Here is a 19613-nt window from a genome sequence, read left to right on the forward strand (position 1 = left end):
CCCTCCCACCCGTCTCCCCCGCCCTGTGGCGCTTCATGGGGGCGTGGTTCGCCCGCTACCTGCGCCGTCATCTCGACGGGCTGAGCCTGCCCCTCTGGAGCGCTTCGCCTGTCGCGGGCCATCCCGGCCCGCTGGTGATCTACAGCAACCACCCCGCGTGGTGGGATGCCGCGACGATCATCCTGCTCGCCAACCGGCTCTATCCCGGTCGCGACCACCGGGCCCCGTTCGATGCGGCGATGCTCGCCAAGTACAGGATCTTCGAGCGCCTCGGTGCCTTCGGCGTCGATCTCGATTCCCCCCGGGGGGCGGCGCAGTTCCTGGCGGCCGCGAGGGCCATCCTCGCCCGGCCCGGCGCCACGATCTGGATCACCGCCCAGGGACGCTTCCAGGATGTCCGCGTCCGACCCCTGGGCCTGCGCCCCGGCGTCGCCCGGCTGGCGGAACTCGCCCCCGACACCCTGTTCGTGCCGCTCGCCCTCGAATACGCCTTCTGGGACGAGCGGGGTGCGGAGGCCTTCGCCGCCTTCGGCCCAGCCCTTAGCGGAGCGGACCTCGCCGCCCTGCCCCGGCCGGAACGCCTCGCCCGCCTCGAAGGCGCCCTGACCGAAACCCTCGACCGCCTCGCGGCCGATGTGATGAGCCGGGAGCCGCAGCGCTTCCGGCCCGTGTTGGCGGGCCGGAAGGGCGTCGGCGGGATCTACGACCTGTGGCGGGCCGCCGCCGCCCGCCTCCGGGGCCGGCGGTTCGACCCCGCCCACCGCAGCGCGGGGGAATGAGCGCGGCGATGCTGACCTTCCTCGCCCTGCTCTGCCTGATCGCCGCCCTGCTGCCGGCCGGCCTCGCGGTCGCCAACCTCCTCGCCCTCAGAACCCCGGCGCCCGAGCCCGGCGATGACCTCGTCTCGATCCTGATCCCCGCCCGCAACGAGGCCGGCAACATCGAAGGCACCGTCCGGGCAGCCCTGGCCAGCGTCGGCGTGCCGGTGGAGGTCATCGTCGGCGACGACCACTCGACGGACGCCACCGCCGCCATCGTGACCGGCCTCGGCGATCCGCGCCTGCGCCTCGCCCCCGTTCCCGACCTACCCGAGGGCTGGACCGGGAAAAATCACGCCTGCGCCCACCTCGCCGGCCTCGCCCGCGGCCGGTGGCTCCTGTTCATCGACGCCGACGTGACCCTCCAGCCCCAGGCCGCCGCCGCCCTCTCCGCCCGCGCCCGGCACACCGGGGCGGCCCTGGTCAGCGCGGTGCCGCGCCAGCGGATGGACACCCTCGGCGAGCGGCTGACCGTGCCGATGATCAACTTCCTGCTCGTCGGCTACCTGCCGGTGCCGCTGATGCGGCGCCTGCCGAACCCGTCCCTCGCCACCGCCTGCGGGCAGCTCGTCCTGTTCGATCCCGCCGCCTATGCCGCCACCGGGGGCCACGGCGCCGTGCGCGCCTTCCTGCACGACGGGGTGCGCCTCGCCCCGATCTTCCGCCGGGCCGGCTACCGGACAGACCTCGTGGCCGGGGCGCACATCGCCACCTGCCGGATGTACGACGGATTCGCCGCCGCCTGGGCCGGTTTTTCGAAGAACGCCCACGAGGGCCTCGCCACGCCCCGCGCCCTGCCCCTGTGGACGGCGCTCCTCGGCCTCGGGCACCTGTTGCCGTTGCCCCTGACCCTCGCCGGTCTTGCCGGTCTGCTGCCGCCGGAGGCGACGCTGCTGAGCGCCATGGCGCTGGCTGTCTCGCTCGCCACCCGCGCGGCGATCACCTTGGCGACCGGGGAACCCGCGGCGACGATTCCCCTGCACCCGGCGTCCATCGCCGTGGCGCTGGCGATCCAGTGGAACGTGCTCCTGCGCCGGGAACGGGCCGGGGCGGCGACCTGGAAGGGCCGGAGCTATCCGGTGGGCGGGGCCTGACCCCCTCGGTAGAGAACCGACTCCCACCCTACCCCTCATCCTGAGGTGCCTGCAGCGCGGGCCTCGAAGGAGCCCTCCAGACAGCGCGCGCTCCCTGGAGCCCTCCTTCGAGGCTGCTGGCGCAGCACCTCAGGATGAGGTGGGAGGGTGGGGTGAACGGTTCCTCATGCCCCGCCGGACGTTTCCGCCATGATCCACGCCGCGGTGTCCGGGTCGGCGTCCTGCACCGGCAGGGCGAGGAGGATCGGCGTCTCGTAGGGGTGGCGGCCCTTCACGGCGGCGAAGAGGGCGTCCTTCAGGCCCTCGCGGCTCTTGAGGATCGCCACCACCTCGTCGGCCCGCTCCACCGCGCCCTGCCAGGCATAGACCGACTTCATCCCCGGCAGGACGTTGACGCAGGCGGCGAGGCGGTCGCGCACCAGGGCCTCGCCGATGTTGAGGGCCGAGGCTTGGTCGGGAAAGGTGGTGTAGACGAGGAGCGGGCGCTCCATGCTATGCCTCCATCGTGCGGTGTCCTTGAGTGAGGCGCCGTCATGGCCGACGTCAACCGGGCGGGTCCGCTCGACAGCTTGGGAGCCCCACGTGACCCAGACGCTCCGGCCCGGCCCGACCTGACGCCATGCGCAGCAAATCCATCGCCTTCGTGGCGAGCCCGACCCGGGATGCCCGCGAGGCCGCCGCCACGCTGATGCGGCGCTACGACCATGTCTCGCCGGAGGAAGCGGACGTGGTGGTGGCCCTCGGGGGCGACGGCCTGATGCTGCAGGTGCTCCACCGCTTCATGGATGCGCCGAAGCCGATCTACGGCATGAACCGGGGCACCGTCGGCTTCCTGATGAACGAGTTCGGGGAGGACGACCTGCGCGAGCGCCTGGACAAGGCCCACCGCAGCGTGATCCACCCCCTCCTGATGCAGGCCACCGACACCGAGGGGCGGGCCCACACCGCCCGGGCGATCAACGAGGTCTACCTGCTCCGGCAGACCCATCAGACCGCCAAGCTGAAGATCTCCGTGGACGGGCAGGTGCGCCTGGAACAGCTGATCGCGGACGGGGTGCTCTGCGCCACCGCCGCGGGCTCGACGGCCTATAACCTTTCCGTGGGGGGGCCGATCCTGCCGCTCGACGCCAAGCTGCTGGCCCTCACGCCGATCTCCGCCTTCCGCCCCCGGCGGTGGCGCGGGGCGCTGCTGCCGGATTACGCCCGGATCCACATTGAGGTGCTGGATGCCGGCCACCGGCCGGTGGCCGCGGTCGCCGACCATACTGAATTCCGCCGGGTCTGCACCGTGGAGACCTCCCTCGACCGCAGCACGAACCTCGTGCTCCTGCACGATCCGGGGCACAGCCTCGACGAGCGGATTCTCAGGGAGCAGTTCGGGTAGCGGACCTCTTCACGGCATCTCCCACCCTCACCTCATCCTGAGGTGCCCGCGCCAGCGGGCCTCGAAGGAGGGTTCCAGGGATCGCAGTGTCTACTGGAGCCCTCCTTCGAGGCTGCTCCGCAGCACCTCAGGATGAGGTCGGGGGCGGACCAATGTCGGAACGTTCCCCCTCCTGCAGGGGAAAACCCTCAGGGCCGACGGTACACCCACACCCGGGCCGGGGGCAGGTTGAGCCATACCCGGTTCGAGGGCGCGGCCGTATAGCTGCCCGCCTCGCACTTGGCCGGAATCGGCGGCACCACGGCGTAGGTGAACTGCACGAAGGGCGAGCCCGGCCGCATCAGGTCATGGGCGGCATTCAGCAGGTCGAGGCGCTGTTCCAGGGGCTTGGTGAAGAGCGGCAGGCTCGAGATCGTCGCCGCACCGGGCTCCGCCAGCACCGTCCCGAGGGTGGCGCGGATGTCGTAGGCATCGCCGCGAATCACCGTGACGCCGGGGAAGCGGCGGCTGAGCAGCCGGCAGAAATCGGGGTTGAACTCCACGAGGATCAGCCGCTCGGGGGCGATACCCCGGCGGATCAGCGCCTCCGTCACCGGCCCGGTTCCCGGCCCCAGCTCGATCACCGGTCCGCCCTGTTGCGGATCGACGTAGGAGGCCATCGTCCGGGCGAGCATCCGCCCCGATGGCGTCACCGCCCCGGTCACGAGGGGCCGCTCCAGCCAGGACCGCAGGAACCTCGCCTCGTCCTCCAGCGGATCGCGTCTCGGCCCACGGAGCCGGCCTTCGATGCCGGGGACCTTTGCACTGGAGTGGCGCAGCGGCGGCAAGTCCTGGATTCCCGATGCCGGTGAGAGACGAAAAGTGTGTGGCAGGCTAACGTATCTATCGTCCAGCCAAGGCGTCGCCTAGGGCATGCGCGCCACGGCACGACGCCGCGCGCATGTCCCGGACGCAAATCACGCCTTGGCGGCGCCTCCGAAGAACTCGCGAACCTTGGAAAAGAACCCAGCCGACTCGGGATGATTCTCGGGCGAGGCCGACTGATCGAACTCCAGCAGCAGCTCCCGCTGGCGCTTGGTGAGGTTCTGAGGGGTCTCGACGAAGACCTGGATGTAGAGGTCGCCGACCTCCCGCGAGCGCAGGACCGGCATGCCCTTGCCCTTAATGCGGAATTGCTTGGCGGTCTGCGTGCCGGAGGGGATACGCACCTGGGTCTGCGACCCATCGATCACCGGCACGGTGATCTCGCCCGAGAGGGCCGCGGTCACCATGGAGATCGGCACGCGGCAGAACAGGTCGGCCCCGTCCCGTTGGAAGAATTCGTGGGGCTTGATCGAGAGGAAGACGTAGAGATCGCCGGACGGCCCGCCGCGCAGGCCGCTCTCGCCCTCTCCGGCGAGCCGGATGCGCAGGCCGTCATCGACGCCCGCCGGCACGTTGATGGAGAGCGTGCGCTCCCGGTTGACCCGGCCCGCGCCGTGACAGTTCGGGCAGGGATCGTCCACGATCTCGCCGCGGCCGTGGCAGTTCGGGCAGGTGCGCTCGATGGCGAAGAACCCCTGCGCCGCCCGCACCCGACCGTAGCCGCCGCAGGTCGCGCAAGGGCGGGGCTTCGAACCCGGCTTGGCGCCGCTGCCGGCACAGGTCTCGCAGGTGATGGAGGTCGGGATCTTGATGGTCTCGGCCTTGCCGGTGAAGGCCTCCTCGAGGGTGATCTCAAGGTTGTAGCGCAGGTCGGCTCCGCGTTCCCGCCCCGGCGCACCGCCGCCCCGGCGGCCACCGGGGGCACCCCGGCCGTCACCGAAGAAGTTGTCGAAGATGTCCGACATGAAGTCGCCGAACTCGTTGCCGAAGCCCGGCCCGCCCCCGCCGCCCTGGCTGAAGGCGGCATGGCCGAACCGGTCGTAGGCGGCGCGCTTCTGCCCGTCGGAGAGGCACTGATAGGCCTCGTTGATCTCCTTGAACTTGATCTCGGCTTCCTTGTCGCCGGGATTCCGGTCGGGGTGAAACGTCATCGCGAGCTTGCGGAAGGCGACCTTCATCTCGCCTTCCGTGGCGGTCTTGGCGACCCCCAGAACCTCGTAGTAGTCCCGCTTCGACATCCCGTTCCGACTCCGGACAATCCCTAACGCGACCTCAGGGCCCGACCGTCACGGTCACGGCCCTCCCGTCATTGCGAGCGCAGCGAAGCCATCCGAGGTCGCGCCAAGGCTTCGGATCGTCCCGCTGCCCTGGGTCGCTTCGCTGCGCTCGCAACGACGGCGAGCGTTTCAGGAGCCCTGCCGACCGCCCGGTCGTACACTCCGGAGGAGGTCACGGACGGAAGGCACGGCACCTGGGCCTATCACTCGCTGCTGTACCCGCGCACGACGCGACCGCAAGCGAAGACGGGGCCGGATCGCTCCGGCCCCGCAACGTTTCGGACGAGCGTGGCAATCAGGCCCGCTTCTTCTGGTCTTTCTCGTCGACTTCCTGGAAGTCGGCGTCGATCACGTCGTCCTTCTTCTCGGCACCGGCCTCACCGGCCGCCGCGCCCTCCGGCCCGGCCGACTGGCTCGCCGCGTACATCGCCTCGCCGAGCTTCATGGACGCCTGCATCAGGTCCGTGGTGCGGGCCTTGATGGTCTCGACATCCTCGCCTTCCAGGGCAGTCTTGAGGGCCGTGATGGCCGTCTCGATGGTGCCCTTGTCGGCGGCCGAGACCTTGTCGCCGTACTCCTTCACCGACTTCTCGGTGGAGTGCACGAGGCTCTCGCCCTGGTTCTTCACCTCGACCAGCTCGCGGCGGCGCTTGTCGGCCTCGGCATTGGCCTCGGCGTCCTTCACCATCCGCTCGATGTCGGCATCCGACAGACCGCCGGAGGCCTGGATGCGGATCTGGTGCTCCTTGTTCGTTGCCTTGTCCTTGGCCGTAACGTTCACGATGCCGTTGGCGTCGATGTCGAAGGTCACCTCGATCTGCGGCATGCCGCGGGGGGCCGGGGGAATGCCGACGAGGTCGAACTGGCCGAGCAGCTTGTTGTCCGCCGCCATCTCGCGCTCGCCCTGGAAGACCCGGATCGTGACCGCGTTCTGGTTGTCCTCGGCGGTCGAGAAGGTCTGGGACTTCTTGGTCGGGATCGTGGTGTTGCGGTCGATCAGGCGGGTGAACACGCCGCCGAGCGTCTCGATGCCGAGCGACAGCGGGGTGACGTCGAGGAGCAGCACGTCCTTCACGTCGCCCTGGAGCACGCCGGCCTGGACCGCCGCGCCGATGGCCACGACCTCATCCGGGTTGACGCCCTTGTGGGGCTCCTTGCCGAAGAAGGACTTCACCACCTCCTGGATCTTCGGCATGCGGATCATGCCGCCGACGAGCACCACCTCGTCGATCTCGGAGGCCGAGACGCCGGCATCCTTGAGCGCCTTGCGGCAGGGCTCGATCGTCCGCTGGACGAGGTCGTCCACCAGCGACTCGAACTTGGCCCGCGACAGCTTGAGGGCGAGGTGCTTCGGCCCGGTCTGGTCGGCGGTGATGTAGGGCAGGTTGATCTCGGTCTGCGTGGCCGAGGACAGCTCGATCTTCGCCTTCTCGGCGGCCTCCTTGAGGCGCTGGAGGGCGAGCTTGTCCTTGGTCAGGTCGATGCCCTGCTCCTTCTTGAACTCCGCGGTCAGGTACTCGACCACGCGGTTGTCGAAGTCCTCGCCGCCGAGGAAGGTGTCGCCGTTCGTGGACTTCACCTCGAACACGCCGTCGCCGATCTCCAGGATCGACACGTCGAAGGTGCCGCCGCCGAGGTCGTAGACCGCGATGGTGCCGGCCTTCTTCTTGTCGAGGCCGTAGGCCAGCGCCGCCGCCGTCGGCTCGTTGATGATGCGCAGCACCTCAAGGCCCGCGATCCGGCCGGCGTCCTTGGTCGCCTGGCGCTGGGCGTCGTTGAAGTACGCGGGAACGGTGATGACCGCCTGCGTGACCGGCTGGCCGAGATGCGACTCGGCGGTCTCCTTCATCTTCTGAAGGGTGAAGGCCGAGATCTGCGACGGCGAGTACTTCTTGCCGTCGGCCTCGACCCAGGCGTCGCCGTTGTCGCCGCGGACGATCTTGTAGGGGACGAGACCCTTGTCCTTCTGGGTCATGGGGTCGTCGTAGGTGCGCCCGATCAGGCGCTTGATGGCGAAGAACGTCCGCTCGGGGTTCGTGACAGCCTGGCGCTTGGCCGGCTGGCCGACGAGGCGCTCGCCGTCGTCGGTGAAGGCGACGATCGACGGCGTGGTGCGGGCGCCTTCCGAATTCTCAATGACCTTGGGCTGCGTGCCTTCCATGACGGCCACGCAGGAATTGGTGGTGCCGAGGTCGATACCGATAACTTTACCCATGGTGGGATCCCTCTTCTGTCGCGTTCAAGCAGACCGCCGAGCCCCGAAGCAGCTCGGCCCATGGCAATTCAGAACTCGCGGTGGAGACTGACGCATCTGATGTGAGTACGGGACCCTGGCCGGATCAAGGGCCGCGAACGGCCGAAATCCGCAGGATAATCCCGCGTCGTCGGCGATATAAGAACCGCGGCTGCGGCCCGCAAGAAGCCCCGCGGGGAGGGAACGCGAGGGGCCCGGTGGCCCTTTCCGGCGGGCCGTGCCCATCACAGAGCCCGGCCGCCCCCTTCCCGCACGCCGCGATTTGTTGCTCCGCTGCCACGTCGGTGCCACCGATGGCGTGTTAACCCTGTCTCCAGGGATCGTGACCGGCCCCCCAGGAAGACATCACCCCACGAGCCCTCCTTGCCCGCGAGCCCGCACCGTCCGACCCGCATCCTCCTGCTTTCCGCCGTGGCGGCCGGGCTCGCCCTCGGGGCGCCCGCCGGCCCGGCACAGGCGCAGAATTTTCTCGAACGCCTGTTCGGCATCAAGCCGGAGCGCCCCCCGGTCCCGCGGCTGAACGTACCCGAGGGCGCGCCGCCGCCCGGCCCTGCCAACCCCGAGGAGCCCGGCCAGCCGGGCCCGGCCGCCCCCGAGGCGGCGCGGCCCGCCCCCGTGCCGCGGGGTCCGGTGGTGCTGAAGGTCCCGAGCGAGGACAGCGTCGTCGGCCAGGACCTGCAGCTCAACGGCACCAGCGGCGCCCTCCGGCTGGAGCGGGCCGGCGCCGGCCTCGCCGCCGCGGTGACCCTGCCGGGCACCAAGGTCTCCCAGCCGAGCGAGAGTTGCAGCGTGAAGCTCGGCGGCGGCAAGCCGATTCCCCTCACCTCCATGGGAAAGCCCGACGGTGCGCCGCGCTACGAGGCGCCCGCCGCCGAATGTCCCCTGCGCTTCGACGTGACCGACGGCGGCGTGATGGTGACGACCCTCGATTCCGGCCAGACCTGCACCTTCTCCGCCGCCGACTGCGCGACGACGCCCGTGGGCCTGTGGGGTCCGCCGCCGGCGACCCTGATCCCCCGGGCCGGGGAGTTCGATTCGGCCAGGGGCGTCGCCGACAAGGCGGTGCGGGACAACTACAAGCTGATGACCCAGCGCGCCCGCCGGGAGGACGTGCGGCCGATCGTGGCCGAGCAGGCCGCCTTCTCCGCCGACCGGGAGCAGTTCTGCCGGAGCTATGCCCGGGAGGGCACGCACGGCTTCTGCCACCTGCGCTTCACCGAGAACCGTTCCCTGGCGCTCGCCACGCGCCTGGGCGCGAACACCGCCGCGCCCACGGCTGCGGTGGCCGCCCCGCGCAAGCCGCGCCAGAGGCCGGCCGTCGAGGGCATGAACCCGGACATGGGCGGTGCGCCCGAGCCGGAATAGCAGCAGGCCCTACCCACGTCGGAAAGACGGTTTCCCCTCTCCCCGTCTTGCGGGGAGAGGGGAGCCCGTCAGGCCCGCCCGACGCTCGCCGAGAGCATGGCCGGGTCGATGCCGTTGACCCGGAGGGTCCGCTCGTATTTCGAGTCGAGGTCGGCGTTGAAGATCAGGCTCGGATCCGCCTGACAGTTCAGCCAGCCGTTGGCCATGATCTCGCTCTCGAGCTGCCCCGCCTGCCAGCCGGCATAGCCCAGGGCCAGCACCGCGTTGGCGGGCCCCTCGCCGCTGGCGATCGCCCGCAGGATCTCCACCGTGGCGGTCAGGCAAATTCCATCGTCGATGATCAGCGTCGACTGGGCGATGTGGAAGTCGTCCGAGTGCAGGACGAATCCCCGCCGCCCCTCCACCGGGCCGCCCATCAGCACCGGCATGTGACCGACCCGCTCGCGCAGGCGGATGGCGTCCGCCTCCGGCGCCACGTCGAGCTGCACCAGCAGGTCCGGCATGCTGATGTCGGTGGCCGCCTTGTTGACGATGATTCCCATCGCCCCGTCCGCCGAATGGGCGCAGATATAGACCACGGAACGGGCGAACCGCTCGTCCGCCATCCCCGGCATCGCCACCAGGAACTGACCGTCGAGATAGTTCGAGCCGGAGAGCGCGGTCTGCCGGGGAGGAAGGGATGTCGGCATGGGCCCATGCTGGCCCTGCCTCCGCGCATTGTCCAGCGGACAAAGTGGCTGCGGCGATGGGATCGTTACCCCCGGCTTCCCCGCCGACGTGCTCGACAGGCTCCCCCTCCCACGCTACGTCAGCCCCGATCCTGCGGGGGAGCCCCGCCCTACCGGAGTGACCAGAGATGATCCAGGTCGGCGAACACCTGCCGCAGGCGACCTTCCGGGTGAACGGCCCGGACGGCCCGATGGCCCGCACCACCGACGACGTGTTCAAGGGGCGGCGGATCATCCTGATCGGCGTGCCCGGCGCCTTCACCCCGAGCTGCCACCGCAACCACCTGCCCGGCTTCGTGCAGCACCGGGACGAGATCCTCGGCAAGGGCGTGGATGCCATCGCCGTCACCAGCGTCAACGACGTGTTCGTCCTCGACGCCTGGGCCAAGGCGAGCGCCGCCGAGGGAATCGAGTTCCTGGCCGACGGCAATGCCGACTTCGCCAAGGCCATCGGCCTGGAGATGGACGGCACCGGATTCGGCCTCGGCACCCGGTCGAAGCGCTACTCGATGCTGGTCGAGGACGGCGTGGTGCGCATCCTGAACGTCGAGGAATCGCCCTCCAAGGCCGAGGCGTCGGGCGCCGAGGCGATCCTGAAGGTGCTCTGACGGAGCTCTTCCCTGCCGGCCCTTTTGAGGCCACGTTCTCGGGGCTAGGGCTATCGCCGCCTGAAGCCTGATCCCCGGGACCCGCATGTCCTTCCTGCACGATCTGCCGATCGCCGACCTGATCGCGAATTACGGCTACATCGCCATCTTCGTGATCATCACCCTCGAGAGCGCGGGGGTGCCCTGCCCCGGTGAGACGGTGCTGATCTCGTCCGCCGTCTATGCCGGCAGCACGGGCAACCTCGACATCGCGGGCGTCATCGCGGCGGCGGCGGCGGCGGCGATCCTGGGCGACAACCTGGGCTACTGGGCGGGGCGGCGCTGGGGAATGCCCCTCCTCCTCCGCTACGGCCATCTCATCGCCCTCGATCACGGGCGTCTCAAGCTCGGGCAGTACCTGTTCCGGCGCCACGGCGGGAAGATCGTGTTCTTCGGCCGCTTCACCGCGATGCTGCGGGCCTACGCGGCGTTGCTCGCGGGGGTGAACCGCCTCGACGCCCGCCGCTTCTTCGTCTTCAACGCCCTCGGCGGCATCGCCTGGGCGGGGAGCATGGGCCTCGGCTCGTATTATTGCGGACGGTCCATCGAGAAGATCGCCGGCCCCGTCGGCCTCACCCTCCTCGCCCTGGTGGTGTTCGGCGGCATCGCCCTCTGGGCCTTCGTCCGGCGCCACGAGGCCCGGCTGCTGGTGAAGGCCGAGACCGCCATCCCCGGGCCGCTGGCCTAAGCGGCCGCCGCCGTCGCAAAGGCGGGGAGCAAAGACGCGGGGAGGTCGTTGATGGGACCGCATCAGGCTCGATCCGATTCGTCCTCCACCTCCAGCTCCTCCAGCGCATCGTGGTGCAGGAGCAGCACGCCCGTGGCGGCGGCGAGCCTGCGGGCGGACGGCGTGAAGCCGGCGTTCGAGACCACCGCCGCCCGGTCCCCCTCCCAGTAGCGCAGGGCCGCGGCCGCCTCCTGAACCGCCGCGTTGCCCACCGGCCGCCCGAGGCGCTTGCATTGCACCACGAGGCGGAGGCCCTCGCGGTCGGCGACGATATCCGCCCCCTGGTCGCCGCTCGCGGGCGTCCGGTGCGTGCGCCAGCCCGCCCAGGCGAGGCGGTCGGCGCAGAACCGCTCGTAGTCGATCCCGTCCTCGGGCGCCTCGTCCTCGTCGGGCAGGTCGATCTCGGCCGCCGCCGCCTCGATGACGGCGAGGAGGCGTGGCCGCTCCCGGGCGATGAGATCGGCATGGCGGTGGCCGAGTTGCGGCAGCACGGTCCGGTCGAGGAAGTACCCGCATTCGCGCAGCCACCCATCCTCGATCAGGTTGCCATAGGCGTCCTCGAACCGCTCCTGCCGCCGCCGAAGGGCCAGGGTCTCGGCATGGCGCCGGGCGATGCGGCGGACCCGGCGGCGAAGGCGGCGGGGCCGGTCGAGATGGCGGGCGAGCACGGCCGCGAGCGCCAGACCCGTCGCGGCGAAGGCCCCGGGGCCGTACCAGAAGGCGACGGAACTGCCCGTCACCCCCGTCCAGAACAGGCGGGCGACGAGGCTCGGAGGGCGGGTCCGCCCCTCGTCGGGGGAGGCCGCGGCGGGCAGGGCATGGCGCGCGGACGGCGGCATCGGCAACTCGGAGCGTGGGTGTGGCGCTGCCAGCCTCGCAAGCCCCCCTTGCCCGATCCTGAAGCAGCGGGGAAAAGCTGTGGATCGCCCGGGGCGGCCGGATTCGCCGGAACGGCGGCGGCGGACGCACGTTGCGGCGATGCGCCCGATGCGGGGACGGCATGAGCACCTACCGCTTCGACAGGCTTCTCGCCCCGCGCACCGTGGCCTTCGTGGGCGCCGGGTCGCGGGAAGGCAGCGTGGGCCGCAGCGTGCTCGCGAACCTGCGCCGGTCCGCCTTCCCGGGGGCGATCCTGCCCGTCCACCCCACCGAGGCCGAGATCGAGGGGCTGCCCTGCGCCAGGGCGCTGTCCGACCTCGCGACGCCGCCGGACCTCGTCGTGATCGCGGTGCCGCCCCCTCACGTGCCCGACCTCGTCGACGAGGCGGGCCGGATCGGGGCCGGCGCCGCCCTGGTCCTGAGCGCCGGCCTCGGCTCGGGCCCCGGGGATCCGGGGCCGCAGGCGCGAATCCTCGCCCGCCGGCACGGCCTGCGCCTGCTCGGTCCCAGCAGCGCCGGACTCAGCGTCCCGTCACGGCGCCTCGATGCCAGCCTGTTCGCCCACGCCCCCGCGGCGGGGGATCTCGCCCTCGTCTCGCAATCCGGCAGCGTCGCCGCGGCCATCGTGGAATGGGCGAGCCGGCGGGGCGTCGGCTTCTCGGCGGTGATGGCCCTGGGCCGCGCCCTCGACATCGACGCCTCCGATTGCCTCGACCACTTCGCCGCCGACCTCCGCACCCGGGCGATCCTCCTCTGCCTCGACCGGGTGGAGGATGCCCGCCGCTTCATGTCCGCCGCCCGGGCCGCCGCCCGCGCCAAGCCGGTGGTGGTGCTCCGGGCGGGTCGGCACCGTACCCAGGACGTCGACCGGGGCGCCGACCGGACCGGCCCGACCGTGACGCATACGGGCGCCCTCGCCCGGCCGGATGCCGTCTACGCCGCCGCCTTCCGCCGGGCGGGCCTCCTCGCGGTGCAGGATCTCGAGGAGATGTTCGCCGCCGTCGAAACCCTGGGACGCCAGCGGCCCTTCCCGGGCAAGCGCCTCGCCATCCTCGCCAACGGCCTGGGGACCGGGCTCCTGGTGACCGACCTGCTGGCCGACCATGCGGGCACCCTGGCGGAGATCGCGGCGCAGGGCCCGCGCCCGGCCGGCAACCCGGTGAGCCTTGGCCTGGATGCGGGCGGACCGGCCTTCGCCGAGGCGCTGGAGCCCCTCCTCGCCGACGAAGCCAACGACGCGGTGCTCGCGATCCATGTCCCGACGATCCGCTCCGACGCCCAGGTGGTGGCCGCCGCGGTGGCCGGGGTGGTGGGAAGGGCCCGCCAAGGCCAGACCCGGAAGAAACCGGTCTTCGCGGTCTCGCTGGGAGAGGCCGACGCGGTGCGGGACACCTATGCCGGGGCGGGGATCCCGCTCTTCGCGACGGATTCCGAGGCGATCGAGGGGTTCCTCCACCTCGTGCGCTACCGGGAGGCGCAGGACGACCTGATGCGCACCCCCGACTCCCTGCCCCGGGACTTCTCCCCGGACACGGAGGCCGCCCGGCAGATCGTCGCCGACGCCCTGCGCCAGGGGGCCTCCTGGCTCGACCCGATCGCCGTGGGCGCCCTGCTCGGCGCCTACGGCATCCCGGCGGTGCCCCTCACCCTCGCCCCCGACATCGATTCCGCCGCCGCCGCGGCCTGGCCGCTGATCGCGGCGGGCGAGGCGGTGGCGCTGAAGGTCGTCTCCCCCGACATCGTCCACAAATCCGATATCGGGGGCGTTCATCTCGACCTCGTCAGCGAGGCGGACGTCCGCGAGGCGGCGCGCAGCATCCTGACCCGGGCCCGGCGGGAGCGGCCGGACGCCCGCGTCACCGGATTCGGGGTGCAGCCGATGGTGCGGCGGGGCCGCCGCCGGGAACTGATCGCCGGCCTCGCGGAGGATCCGGTCTTCGGCCCCGTGGTGGTGTTCGGCCGGGGCGGCACCGCCGTCGAGGTGATCGACGACCGGGCGCTGGCCCTTCCGCCCCTCGACCTGACGCTTGCCCGCGATCTCATCGGCCGGACCCGGGTGGCCCGGCGCCTGGACGCCTACCGGGACGTGCCCGCCGCCGACCTCTCCGCCCTCGCCCTGACCCTGGTGAAGATCGCCCAGCTCGCCGCCGACCTGCCGCAGGTCCGCGAACTCGACATCAACCCCCTCCTCGCCGACGAGACCGGCGTGCTGGCCCTGGACGCGCGGGTGCGGATCGGCCGTGCCCCCCAGGGCCGCTACGGCGAGCGGGACCGGCGCGGGGGCGGCCATCCGGGCTTCGCGATCCGCCCCTACCCCGCCGAATGGGTGCGCAGCCTCAACGTGAAGGACCGGACCGTCCTGGTCCGCCCCGTCCGCCCGGAGGACGAGGATCTGTTCCGGACCTTCTTCGAAGGGCTCGATCCGGAGAGCCTGCGCCTGCGCTTCTTCGGCCCGGTCCGGGCCTTCAGCCATGTCTTCCTCGCCCGGCTGACCCAGCTCGACTACGCCCGCGCCATCGCCTTCGTGGCCGTCGAGGTCGACCCAGACGGGAAGGAGCGGATGCTCGGGGCCGTGCGCCTCCATGCCGACGCCAACCACGACAGCGGTGAATACGCCATCGGCGTCGGCCGGGATGCCCGCGGCACGGGCCTCGCCTTCGCCCTGATGCGCCTGATGATCGACTGGGCGCGCTCGGAAGGGATCCGCCGCGTGGAGGGCTCGGTCCTGGCCGAGAACCGCGCGATGCTCGCTGTGTGCCGCCGCCTCGGCTTCACGCAGATGCGCGATCCCGACGATCCGGGCGTCCTGAAGGTCAAGCTCGACCTCGGGACGCCCCCACCGTCCTGAGGGGGACCGGACGGCCCCCTCAGCGGTCCTCCAGCGCCGCCCGCGTCGCGCCGTCGGCACCGATGTCGTCGGTACCGTGCATGCCGAGGGTCTCGATCAGGCGGACCCGGGCGCGGCTCACCCGGCTCTTGATGGTGCCCACCGCCACGCCGCAGATCTCCGCCGCCTCCTCGTAGGTGAAACTCTGCGCGCCCACGAGGATCAGCGCCTCGCGCTGGGAGTGGGGCAGCAGGTTCAGGGCATCCTGGAACTGCGCCATCTCCATCCGTACCTCCTGCTCGGGCAGGGAGGCGAGGCGGCCGGCGTGGATGCCGTCGGCATCCTCCACCTCGCGTTTGCGCTTGCGCTGCTCCGAGTAGAACAGGTTGCGCAGGATGGTGAACAGCCACGCCGTGAGGTTGGTGCCCCGGCGAAAGCTCTCCGCCTTGGTCCAGGCGCGGACCAGCGTGTCCTGGACGAGGTCGTCGGACCGGTCGAGGTCGTAGGTCAGCGAGAAGGCGAAGGCCCGCAGCGCCGGGATGGCGGCCAGGAGAAGATCGCGCATTTCCGCGTCGGCACCCGGCGGCGTCCCCACCGGCGGGGAACAGGAAGCGAGGGACTGCATCATCGCGGAAGCTCCCGTGCAGCGCGCTCGGACGCCTCGCCCTGCCGGGTGAGGTCGTCCACGAGGGCGCGCAGATGGTCGGGGATCGGCAGCGCGAGGATCTGCGCGTAGTGCCGCTGGAGCTCCCGCCCGATCCGGGCACGGGAGTCGGCATCGATGGCAGCCCGGCCGCGCTGCGGCGCGCCCGGCTCCGGGCCGGCCCTGATCGTCGCCGTGTCGGCTCGGTCCCCGTGATCCTGTGCCATCGTCTCGTCCTGTCGGACGGGCGGCGGCCCTCCGCCGGACGGCCCGGCCGATGACTCGAGCGGTCCATCCGGCGGCGCTTCGATCCGTCGCCCTGATGACGGCGCTGGTAATAAATGGGGGTTTAATCAGTTCTGAACTTTGTATTCATCAATCATTAATTCAGAACTACGGTCTAGATTACCACTGTTTCTGTGTTGTTACAGGTTACAAAGCAGAAATAATCATGAGCTTGGCAATTACTATTGCACTTGCTGGATGAACCGTTCCTGAGCGGCAGGAGGCGAGGGTTCGGGACGCGCCAATTTTCGGGCGATCCAGGCTTCCCCGGCGTCCAAATCGGATGATCGACGCGCATTCGCTGCCGTCTTGCGCGCGCAGCGAAGCAACGACGGCCGGGGTGGCGCCGGGCGGAGACGACGCGAAGGCCGGGCTCCGGGGCACCTGCGACATGACCATTGGCCACCCCTGGCGTTACCCTTGCGAAGGGCCGAGGATCGACCCCCTGGTCCGGGAGATCCCATCATGGCGTTCGCGACCATCATCGAAGGCACGCGCTTCACGTTCCCCGACCTGAAGAGCCTCATGGCCAAGGCTACGCCCGAGCGCTCGGGCGACCAGCTCGCCGGGATCGCGGCGGATGGGCCGGTGGAGCGTCTGGCGGCGCAGATCGCCCTGGCCGACCTGCCCTTGAAGGTGTTCCTCGCGGAGGAACTGATCCCCTCCGAGGAGGATGAGGTGTCCGACCTGATCGCCCGCCGTCACGACCGGGCGGCCTTCGCCCCGATCTCGTCCCTGACGGTCGGCGCGTTCCGCGAGTGGCTGCTCTCCACGACGGCGGAGCCGGCGGCGCTCGCCGCCCTCGCCCCGGGGCTGACACCGGAAATGGTCGCGGCCGTCGCAAAAATTTGCCGCCTTCAGGATCTCGTGGCCATCGCGGCCAAGCGACCGGTGGTGACCCGCTTCCGCTCCACCCTGGGCTTGCCGGGCCGGCTCTCGACCCGCAACCAGCCGAACCACCCGACGGACTCGTCCGAGGGAATTCTCGTCTCGGCCCTGGACGGGCTGCTGATGGGCTCGGGCGATGCGGTGATCGGCGTGAACCCAGCCACCGATTCCCTGCCCGACTACATCCGCATCGTCGAATTGCTGGAAACCCTGCGCCTGCGCCTCGGCGTGCCGACCCAGCATTGCTGCCTCGGCCATGTCACGGTGGCCATCGAGGCCATGGGCCGCGGCGCTCCCGTGGACCTCGTGTTCCAGTCTGTTGCCGGCTCACAGAAGGCGAATGCCGGGTTTGGCGTCGACCTCGCGGTGCTGCGCGAGGCCTCCGAGGCTGGCCGGGCCCTCGGCCGTTGCCCGGCGGGCGGCCAGTTCATGTATTTCGAGACCGGGCAGGGCTCGGCCCTGTCGGCGGAAGCCCATTGGGGCGTCGACCAGCAGACCATGGAGGCCCGGGCCTATGCGGTAGCCCGGGAATTCGATCCGCTCCTCGTCAACACGGTGGTCGGGTTCATCGGGCCGGAATACCTCTACAACGGCAAGCAGATCGTCCGCGCCGGGCTGGAGGACCATTTCTGCGGGAAGCTCCTCGGCCTGCCGATGGGGGTGGACGTCTGCTACACCAACCATGCCGACGCGGACGGCGAGGACATGGACGCCCTTCTGGTGCTGCTCTGCGCAGCCGGCGTGAACTTCGTCATCACCGTGCCGGGGGCGGACGACATGATGCTGAACTACCAGTCGCTCTCCCACCATGACGCGGTCTTCGCCCGGGAGACCCTGGGCCGGCTACCCGCGCCGGAATTCGAGGCGTGGCTGCGCGAGGCGGGCGTCACCGATGCCGCGGGGCGGTTGCGCTCTGCGGCGGGCGAGCTGCCCGGCCCCTTCGCCGCCGCATCCCGGCTCCTCCCCGGGAGGGCGGCGTGAGCAGGGCCCCCCTGTCCCTGCGGGACCTGCGCTCCCTCACCCAGGCGCGGATCGCCCTCGGCGCCCACGGCGCGGGCCTGCCGACGGCCGCCGCCCTGTCCTTCGGCCTCGACCATGCCCGCGCCCGGGAGGCGGTCTGGACCCCCCTGGATTCCGGCGCGATCCTCCAGGCCCTCAAGGATCAGGGGCTCGAGGCGGTCGAGGTCCGCTCCACCGTGGCGGACAGGGCCGAATACCTGCGCCGGCCCGACAAGGGCCGTGCCCTTCACCCCGATTCCGCCGCCGCCCTTGAGGGAATGGGACGGGGCTTCGACATCGCCATCGTCATCGCGGACGGGCTCTCGGCCACGGCGGTCGCCCTCAACGCCGTGCCCACCGCCGCGGCCCTGGCGGAACGGGTGCGGCGGGCCGGCTGGCGCCTCGCCCCCGTCGTGGTCGCAAGCCAGGGGCGGGTGGCGATCGGCGACCCCATCGGCGCCCGGCTGGAGGCGCGGGCCGTCGTGGTGCTGATCGGCGAGCGGCCCGGCCTGTCGGCGTCCGACAGCCTGGGCTGCTACATCACCTTCGCCCCGGAGCCGGGGCTGCCCGATTCCCGGCGCAACTGCCTCTCCAACATCCGGCAGGACGGGCTCTCCATCGAGGCTGCCGCGGCGCAGATGGAAAGCCTGCTCCGGGCCATGCTCGCCCAGGGCACGAGCGGCGTGGGCCTGCGCCGGGATGCGGGAGTCCTGCAGGGACCCGCGGGCAGCTGACGGGCTCCGACACCCGCCCGGTCTTTTGCGCTGGATCAAGGCAGCCGGGATAGCCGCGCGCCACGGTGGGCTCACCGAAGAGGAGGAGCCCATGACGACGCAATCCCTGGCGACCCCGGCCGTCCGCATGCCCCGCGGCACGTCGGTTACGGCAGAGCCCCGGACCCCGAAGGCCGCGGACGGCTCGGGGCATCTGAACGGCCGCCTGGACAGCCTCACGGCCTTGGCGCTGGCCGCCGTCGCCGCGGTCGTCGTCACCGCGCTGGTGCGGGTGGCCGTCTGACGGCACCCGCGCGGCCGCCCCGCCCCCGGCCGGCGGGAGACCGTGCATCGGAACGGGTCCCGGCCGGCGATGCGAAGGGTGGAGATGGCGATGTCCTACGTGAAGATTCTGGTGGCCGTCGACCTGTCCGGCGCGGCCCCTGCCCGGGTCAGGCTGGCCGCGGGCCTGACGCAGCGGTTCGAGGCGATCCTCACCGGGGCCGCGGCCCGGAAGGTCCCGGCCCCCGTCCTCGTCAGCGACATCTACGATGCCCAGCAGCAGGAGGAGCGCAACCGCGAGGCCGTGCGGGCCGAGCTGGAGCGCGCCCGGGAGGTCTTCGTTCGCAACGCCGAGGGGGCGTTCGACACCGAGTGGCGGGGCGCCTATGCCGGCCCGGTGACGCATCTCGTCGGCCTCGCCCGGGCCGCCGACCTCGTGGTCATCGGGCAGGAGACCGACGAGGACGACCGCGACCCCCTCCGGGTGGCGTCGGGCCCCGTCCTCATGGAGGCCGGCCGGCCTGTGCTCGTCGTCCCCAAGCAGGTTGACCGCCTACGGGCCTCGCGCATCGTGGTGGCCTGGAAGGACACCGTGGAGGCTCGCCGCGCCGTCTCCGGCGCCCTCGGCTTCATCCGCCACGCAGATCAGGTCTTCGTCGCCGTGGTCGGCGACAGTATCCGCGCCGAGGGAGCCGAGGAGGTGGCGGCCCACCTTGCCCGGCATGGCGCCGCGGTGACGACCCATCGGCTTCAGGACCGGAAGGGGGCGGCCGACGAGATCCTCGATTTCGCCCGGCGCCAGGACGCCGACCTCCTGGTGCTCGGCGCCTACGGCCATTCCCGCCTGAGGGAATGGGCATTCGGCGGCGTGACCCGCGACCTGATCGGACGCAGCCCGGTCTGCTGCCTGATGAGCCACTAGAGCCCATGCCCGGCCCC

Annotated in this window: 19 protein-coding genes; 11 read left to right on the plus strand and 8 right to left on the minus strand. The window is 71.2% G+C overall.

Going from position 1 to position 19613, the window contains the following annotated elements; translation table 11 throughout:
- Together MFF22_RS01845 and MFF22_RS01850 are read left to right on the plus strand one after the other, a co-directional pair.
- Nucleotides 1-779: lysophospholipid acyltransferase family protein (locus MFF22_RS01845; RefSeq protein WP_373320158.1), on the plus strand; the 779-nt coding region annotated here is incomplete at its 5' end.
- Between the two features lie 8 nt (nt 780-787).
- The gene (locus tag MFF22_RS01850; protein ID WP_370877496.1) at nt 788-1912 is read left to right on the plus strand and encodes a glycosyltransferase family A protein; all 1125 of its coding nucleotides are present in this window, start codon (nt 788-790) and stop codon (nt 1910-1912) included.
- A gap of 164 nt (nt 1913-2076) precedes the next feature.
- Here the strand turns inward: MFF22_RS01850 and cutA are convergent, their stop codons facing one another.
- Nucleotides 2077-2403 (minus strand): divalent-cation tolerance protein CutA, encoded by a 327-nt coding sequence (cutA, locus tag MFF22_RS01855; protein ID WP_238247414.1) that lies wholly within the window; start codon nt 2401-2403, stop codon nt 2077-2079.
- A 128-nt stretch (nt 2404-2531) separates the two neighbouring features.
- Between cutA and MFF22_RS01860 the strand changes: the two genes are divergently transcribed.
- A complete protein-coding gene (locus tag MFF22_RS01860; RefSeq protein WP_238247415.1) occupies nt 2532-3296 on the plus strand; it encodes an NAD kinase in 765 nt (254 codons plus the stop codon).
- A 188-nt stretch (nt 3297-3484) separates the two neighbouring features.
- Here the strand turns inward: MFF22_RS01860 and MFF22_RS01865 are convergent, their stop codons facing one another.
- The 3 genes from MFF22_RS01865 to dnaK form a co-directional block, all read right to left on the minus strand.
- Entirely contained in the window at nt 3485-4123 is a 639-nt protein-coding gene (locus MFF22_RS01865) for a class I SAM-dependent methyltransferase (RefSeq protein WP_238247416.1), read from the minus strand.
- Nucleotides 4124-4252: 129 nt separating this feature from the next.
- Nucleotides 4253-5398, minus strand: a complete 1146-nt coding sequence (gene dnaJ / locus MFF22_RS01870; RefSeq protein WP_238247417.1) for a molecular chaperone DnaJ — start codon at nt 5396-5398, stop codon at nt 4253-4255.
- Between the two features lie 334 nt (nt 5399-5732).
- Nucleotides 5733-7652, minus strand: coding sequence for a molecular chaperone DnaK (gene dnaK / locus MFF22_RS01875; protein WP_238247418.1), 1920 nt, complete (start codon nt 7650-7652; stop codon nt 5733-5735).
- 402 nt (nt 7653-8054) lie between these two features.
- Between dnaK and MFF22_RS01880 the strand changes: the two genes are divergently transcribed.
- On the plus strand, nt 8055-9056 hold the full coding sequence (locus tag MFF22_RS01880) for a hypothetical protein (RefSeq protein WP_238247419.1): 1002 nt from the start codon (nt 8055-8057) through the stop codon (nt 9054-9056).
- Between the two features lie 68 nt (nt 9057-9124).
- Here MFF22_RS01880 and MFF22_RS01885 read toward each other — a convergent pair whose 3' ends face one another.
- Nucleotides 9125-9745 carry a YqgE/AlgH family protein gene (locus MFF22_RS01885; RefSeq protein ID WP_238247420.1) on the minus strand — a complete coding sequence of 207 codons (621 nt, stop codon included), beginning with the start codon at nt 9743-9745 and terminating at the stop codon, nt 9125-9127.
- A 167-nt stretch (nt 9746-9912) separates the two neighbouring features.
- On the opposite strand from MFF22_RS01885, the gene MFF22_RS01890 reads away from it, so the two are divergent.
- Together MFF22_RS01890 and MFF22_RS01895 are read left to right on the plus strand one after the other, a co-directional pair.
- Entirely contained in the window at nt 9913-10392 is a 480-nt protein-coding gene (locus MFF22_RS01890) for a peroxiredoxin (RefSeq protein WP_238247421.1), read from the plus strand.
- A gap of 85 nt (nt 10393-10477) precedes the next feature.
- The gene (locus MFF22_RS01895; protein ID WP_238247422.1) at nt 10478-11119 is read left to right on the plus strand and encodes a DedA family protein; all 642 of its coding nucleotides are present in this window, start codon (nt 10478-10480) and stop codon (nt 11117-11119) included.
- 62 nt (nt 11120-11181) lie between these two features.
- Here MFF22_RS01895 and MFF22_RS01900 read toward each other — a convergent pair whose 3' ends face one another.
- On the minus strand, nt 11182-11997 hold the full coding sequence (locus MFF22_RS01900; protein WP_238247423.1) for a restriction endonuclease: 816 nt from the start codon (nt 11995-11997) through the stop codon (nt 11182-11184).
- A 161-nt stretch (nt 11998-12158) separates the two neighbouring features.
- Between MFF22_RS01900 and MFF22_RS01905 the strand changes: the two genes are divergently transcribed.
- The gene (locus MFF22_RS01905) at nt 12159-14885 is read left to right on the plus strand and encodes a bifunctional acetate--CoA ligase family protein/GNAT family N-acetyltransferase (protein ID WP_238247424.1); all 2727 of its coding nucleotides are present in this window, start codon (nt 12159-12161) and stop codon (nt 14883-14885) included.
- 19 nt (nt 14886-14904) lie between these two features.
- Here MFF22_RS01905 and MFF22_RS01910 read toward each other — a convergent pair whose 3' ends face one another.
- Together MFF22_RS01910 and MFF22_RS01915 are read right to left on the minus strand one after the other, a co-directional pair.
- Nucleotides 14905-15492, minus strand: coding sequence for a sigma-70 family RNA polymerase sigma factor (locus tag MFF22_RS01910; protein WP_238247425.1), 588 nt, complete (start codon nt 15490-15492; stop codon nt 14905-14907).
- On the minus strand, nt 15489-15734 hold the full coding sequence (locus tag MFF22_RS01915) for a NepR family anti-sigma factor (RefSeq protein ID WP_238247426.1): 246 nt from the start codon (nt 15732-15734) through the stop codon (nt 15489-15491). Before MFF22_RS01915 ends, MFF22_RS01910 begins: the two co-directional genes overlap by 4 nt.
- 523 nt (nt 15735-16257) lie before the next feature.
- On the opposite strand from MFF22_RS01915, the gene MFF22_RS01920 reads away from it, so the two are divergent.
- The 4 genes from MFF22_RS01920 to MFF22_RS01935 all read left to right on the plus strand — a co-directional run bounded on the left by MFF22_RS01920 (nt 16258) and on the right by MFF22_RS01935 (nt 19596).
- On the plus strand, nt 16258-17661 hold the full coding sequence (locus MFF22_RS01920) for an ethanolamine ammonia-lyase subunit EutB (protein ID WP_238247427.1): 1404 nt from the start codon (nt 16258-16260) through the stop codon (nt 17659-17661).
- Complete coding sequence (gene eutC, locus MFF22_RS01925) at nt 17658-18413, plus strand: ethanolamine ammonia-lyase subunit EutC (protein WP_238247428.1); 756 nt, start codon at nt 17658-17660, stop codon at nt 18411-18413. Before MFF22_RS01920 ends, eutC begins: the two co-directional genes overlap by 4 nt.
- Before the next feature lie 91 nt (nt 18414-18504).
- Nucleotides 18505-18696, plus strand: a complete 192-nt coding sequence (locus MFF22_RS01930; protein WP_238247429.1) for a hypothetical protein — start codon at nt 18505-18507, stop codon at nt 18694-18696.
- A 90-nt stretch (nt 18697-18786) separates the two neighbouring features.
- Entirely contained in the window at nt 18787-19596 is an 810-nt protein-coding gene (locus MFF22_RS01935; RefSeq protein WP_238247430.1) for a universal stress protein, read from the plus strand.
- Nucleotides 19597-19613: the final 17 nt, after the last annotated feature.

The organism is Methylobacterium persicinum, assembly GCF_022179525.1.
Classification (GTDB): domain Bacteria; phylum Pseudomonadota; class Alphaproteobacteria; order Rhizobiales; family Beijerinckiaceae; genus Methylobacterium; species Methylobacterium persicinum.

Coding starts and splice junctions, on each gene's coding strand:
- cutA (WP_238247414.1), bottom strand. CDS start 2,403: ATGGAGCGCCCGCTCCTCGTCTACACCACCTTTCCCGACCAAGCCTCG.
- MFF22_RS01900 (WP_238247423.1), bottom strand. CDS start 11,997: ATGCCGCCGTCCGCGCGCCATGCCCTGCCCGCCGCGGCCTCCCCCGAC.
- MFF22_RS01890 (WP_238247421.1), top strand. CDS start 9,913: ATGATCCAGGTCGGCGAACACCTGCCGCAGGCGACCTTCCGGGTGAAC.
- MFF22_RS01895 (WP_238247422.1), top strand. CDS start 10,478: ATGTCCTTCCTGCACGATCTGCCGATCGCCGACCTGATCGCGAATTAC.
- MFF22_RS01885 (WP_238247420.1), bottom strand. CDS start 9,745: ATGCCGACATCCCTTCCTCCCCGGCAGACCGCGCTCTCCGGCTCGAAC.
- MFF22_RS01905 (WP_238247424.1), top strand. CDS start 12,159: ATGAGCACCTACCGCTTCGACAGGCTTCTCGCCCCGCGCACCGTGGCC.
- dnaK (WP_238247418.1), bottom strand. CDS start 7,652: ATGGGTAAAGTTATCGGTATCGACCTCGGCACCACCAATTCCTGCGTG.
- dnaJ (WP_238247417.1), bottom strand. CDS start 5,398: ATGTCGAAGCGGGACTACTACGAGGTTCTGGGGGTCGCCAAGACCGCC.
- MFF22_RS01930 (WP_238247429.1), top strand. CDS start 18,505: ATGACGACGCAATCCCTGGCGACCCCGGCCGTCCGCATGCCCCGCGGC.
- MFF22_RS01915 (WP_238247426.1), bottom strand. CDS start 15,734: ATGGCACAGGATCACGGGGACCGAGCCGACACGGCGACGATCAGGGCC.
- MFF22_RS01910 (WP_238247425.1), bottom strand. CDS start 15,492: ATGATGCAGTCCCTCGCTTCCTGTTCCCCGCCGGTGGGGACGCCGCCG.
- MFF22_RS01850 (WP_370877496.1), top strand. CDS start 788: ATGCTGACCTTCCTCGCCCTGCTCTGCCTGATCGCCGCCCTGCTGCCG.
- MFF22_RS01860 (WP_238247415.1), top strand. CDS start 2,532: ATGCGCAGCAAATCCATCGCCTTCGTGGCGAGCCCGACCCGGGATGCC.
- MFF22_RS01920 (WP_238247427.1), top strand. CDS start 16,258: ATGGCGTTCGCGACCATCATCGAAGGCACGCGCTTCACGTTCCCCGAC.
- MFF22_RS01935 (WP_238247430.1), top strand. CDS start 18,787: ATGTCCTACGTGAAGATTCTGGTGGCCGTCGACCTGTCCGGCGCGGCC.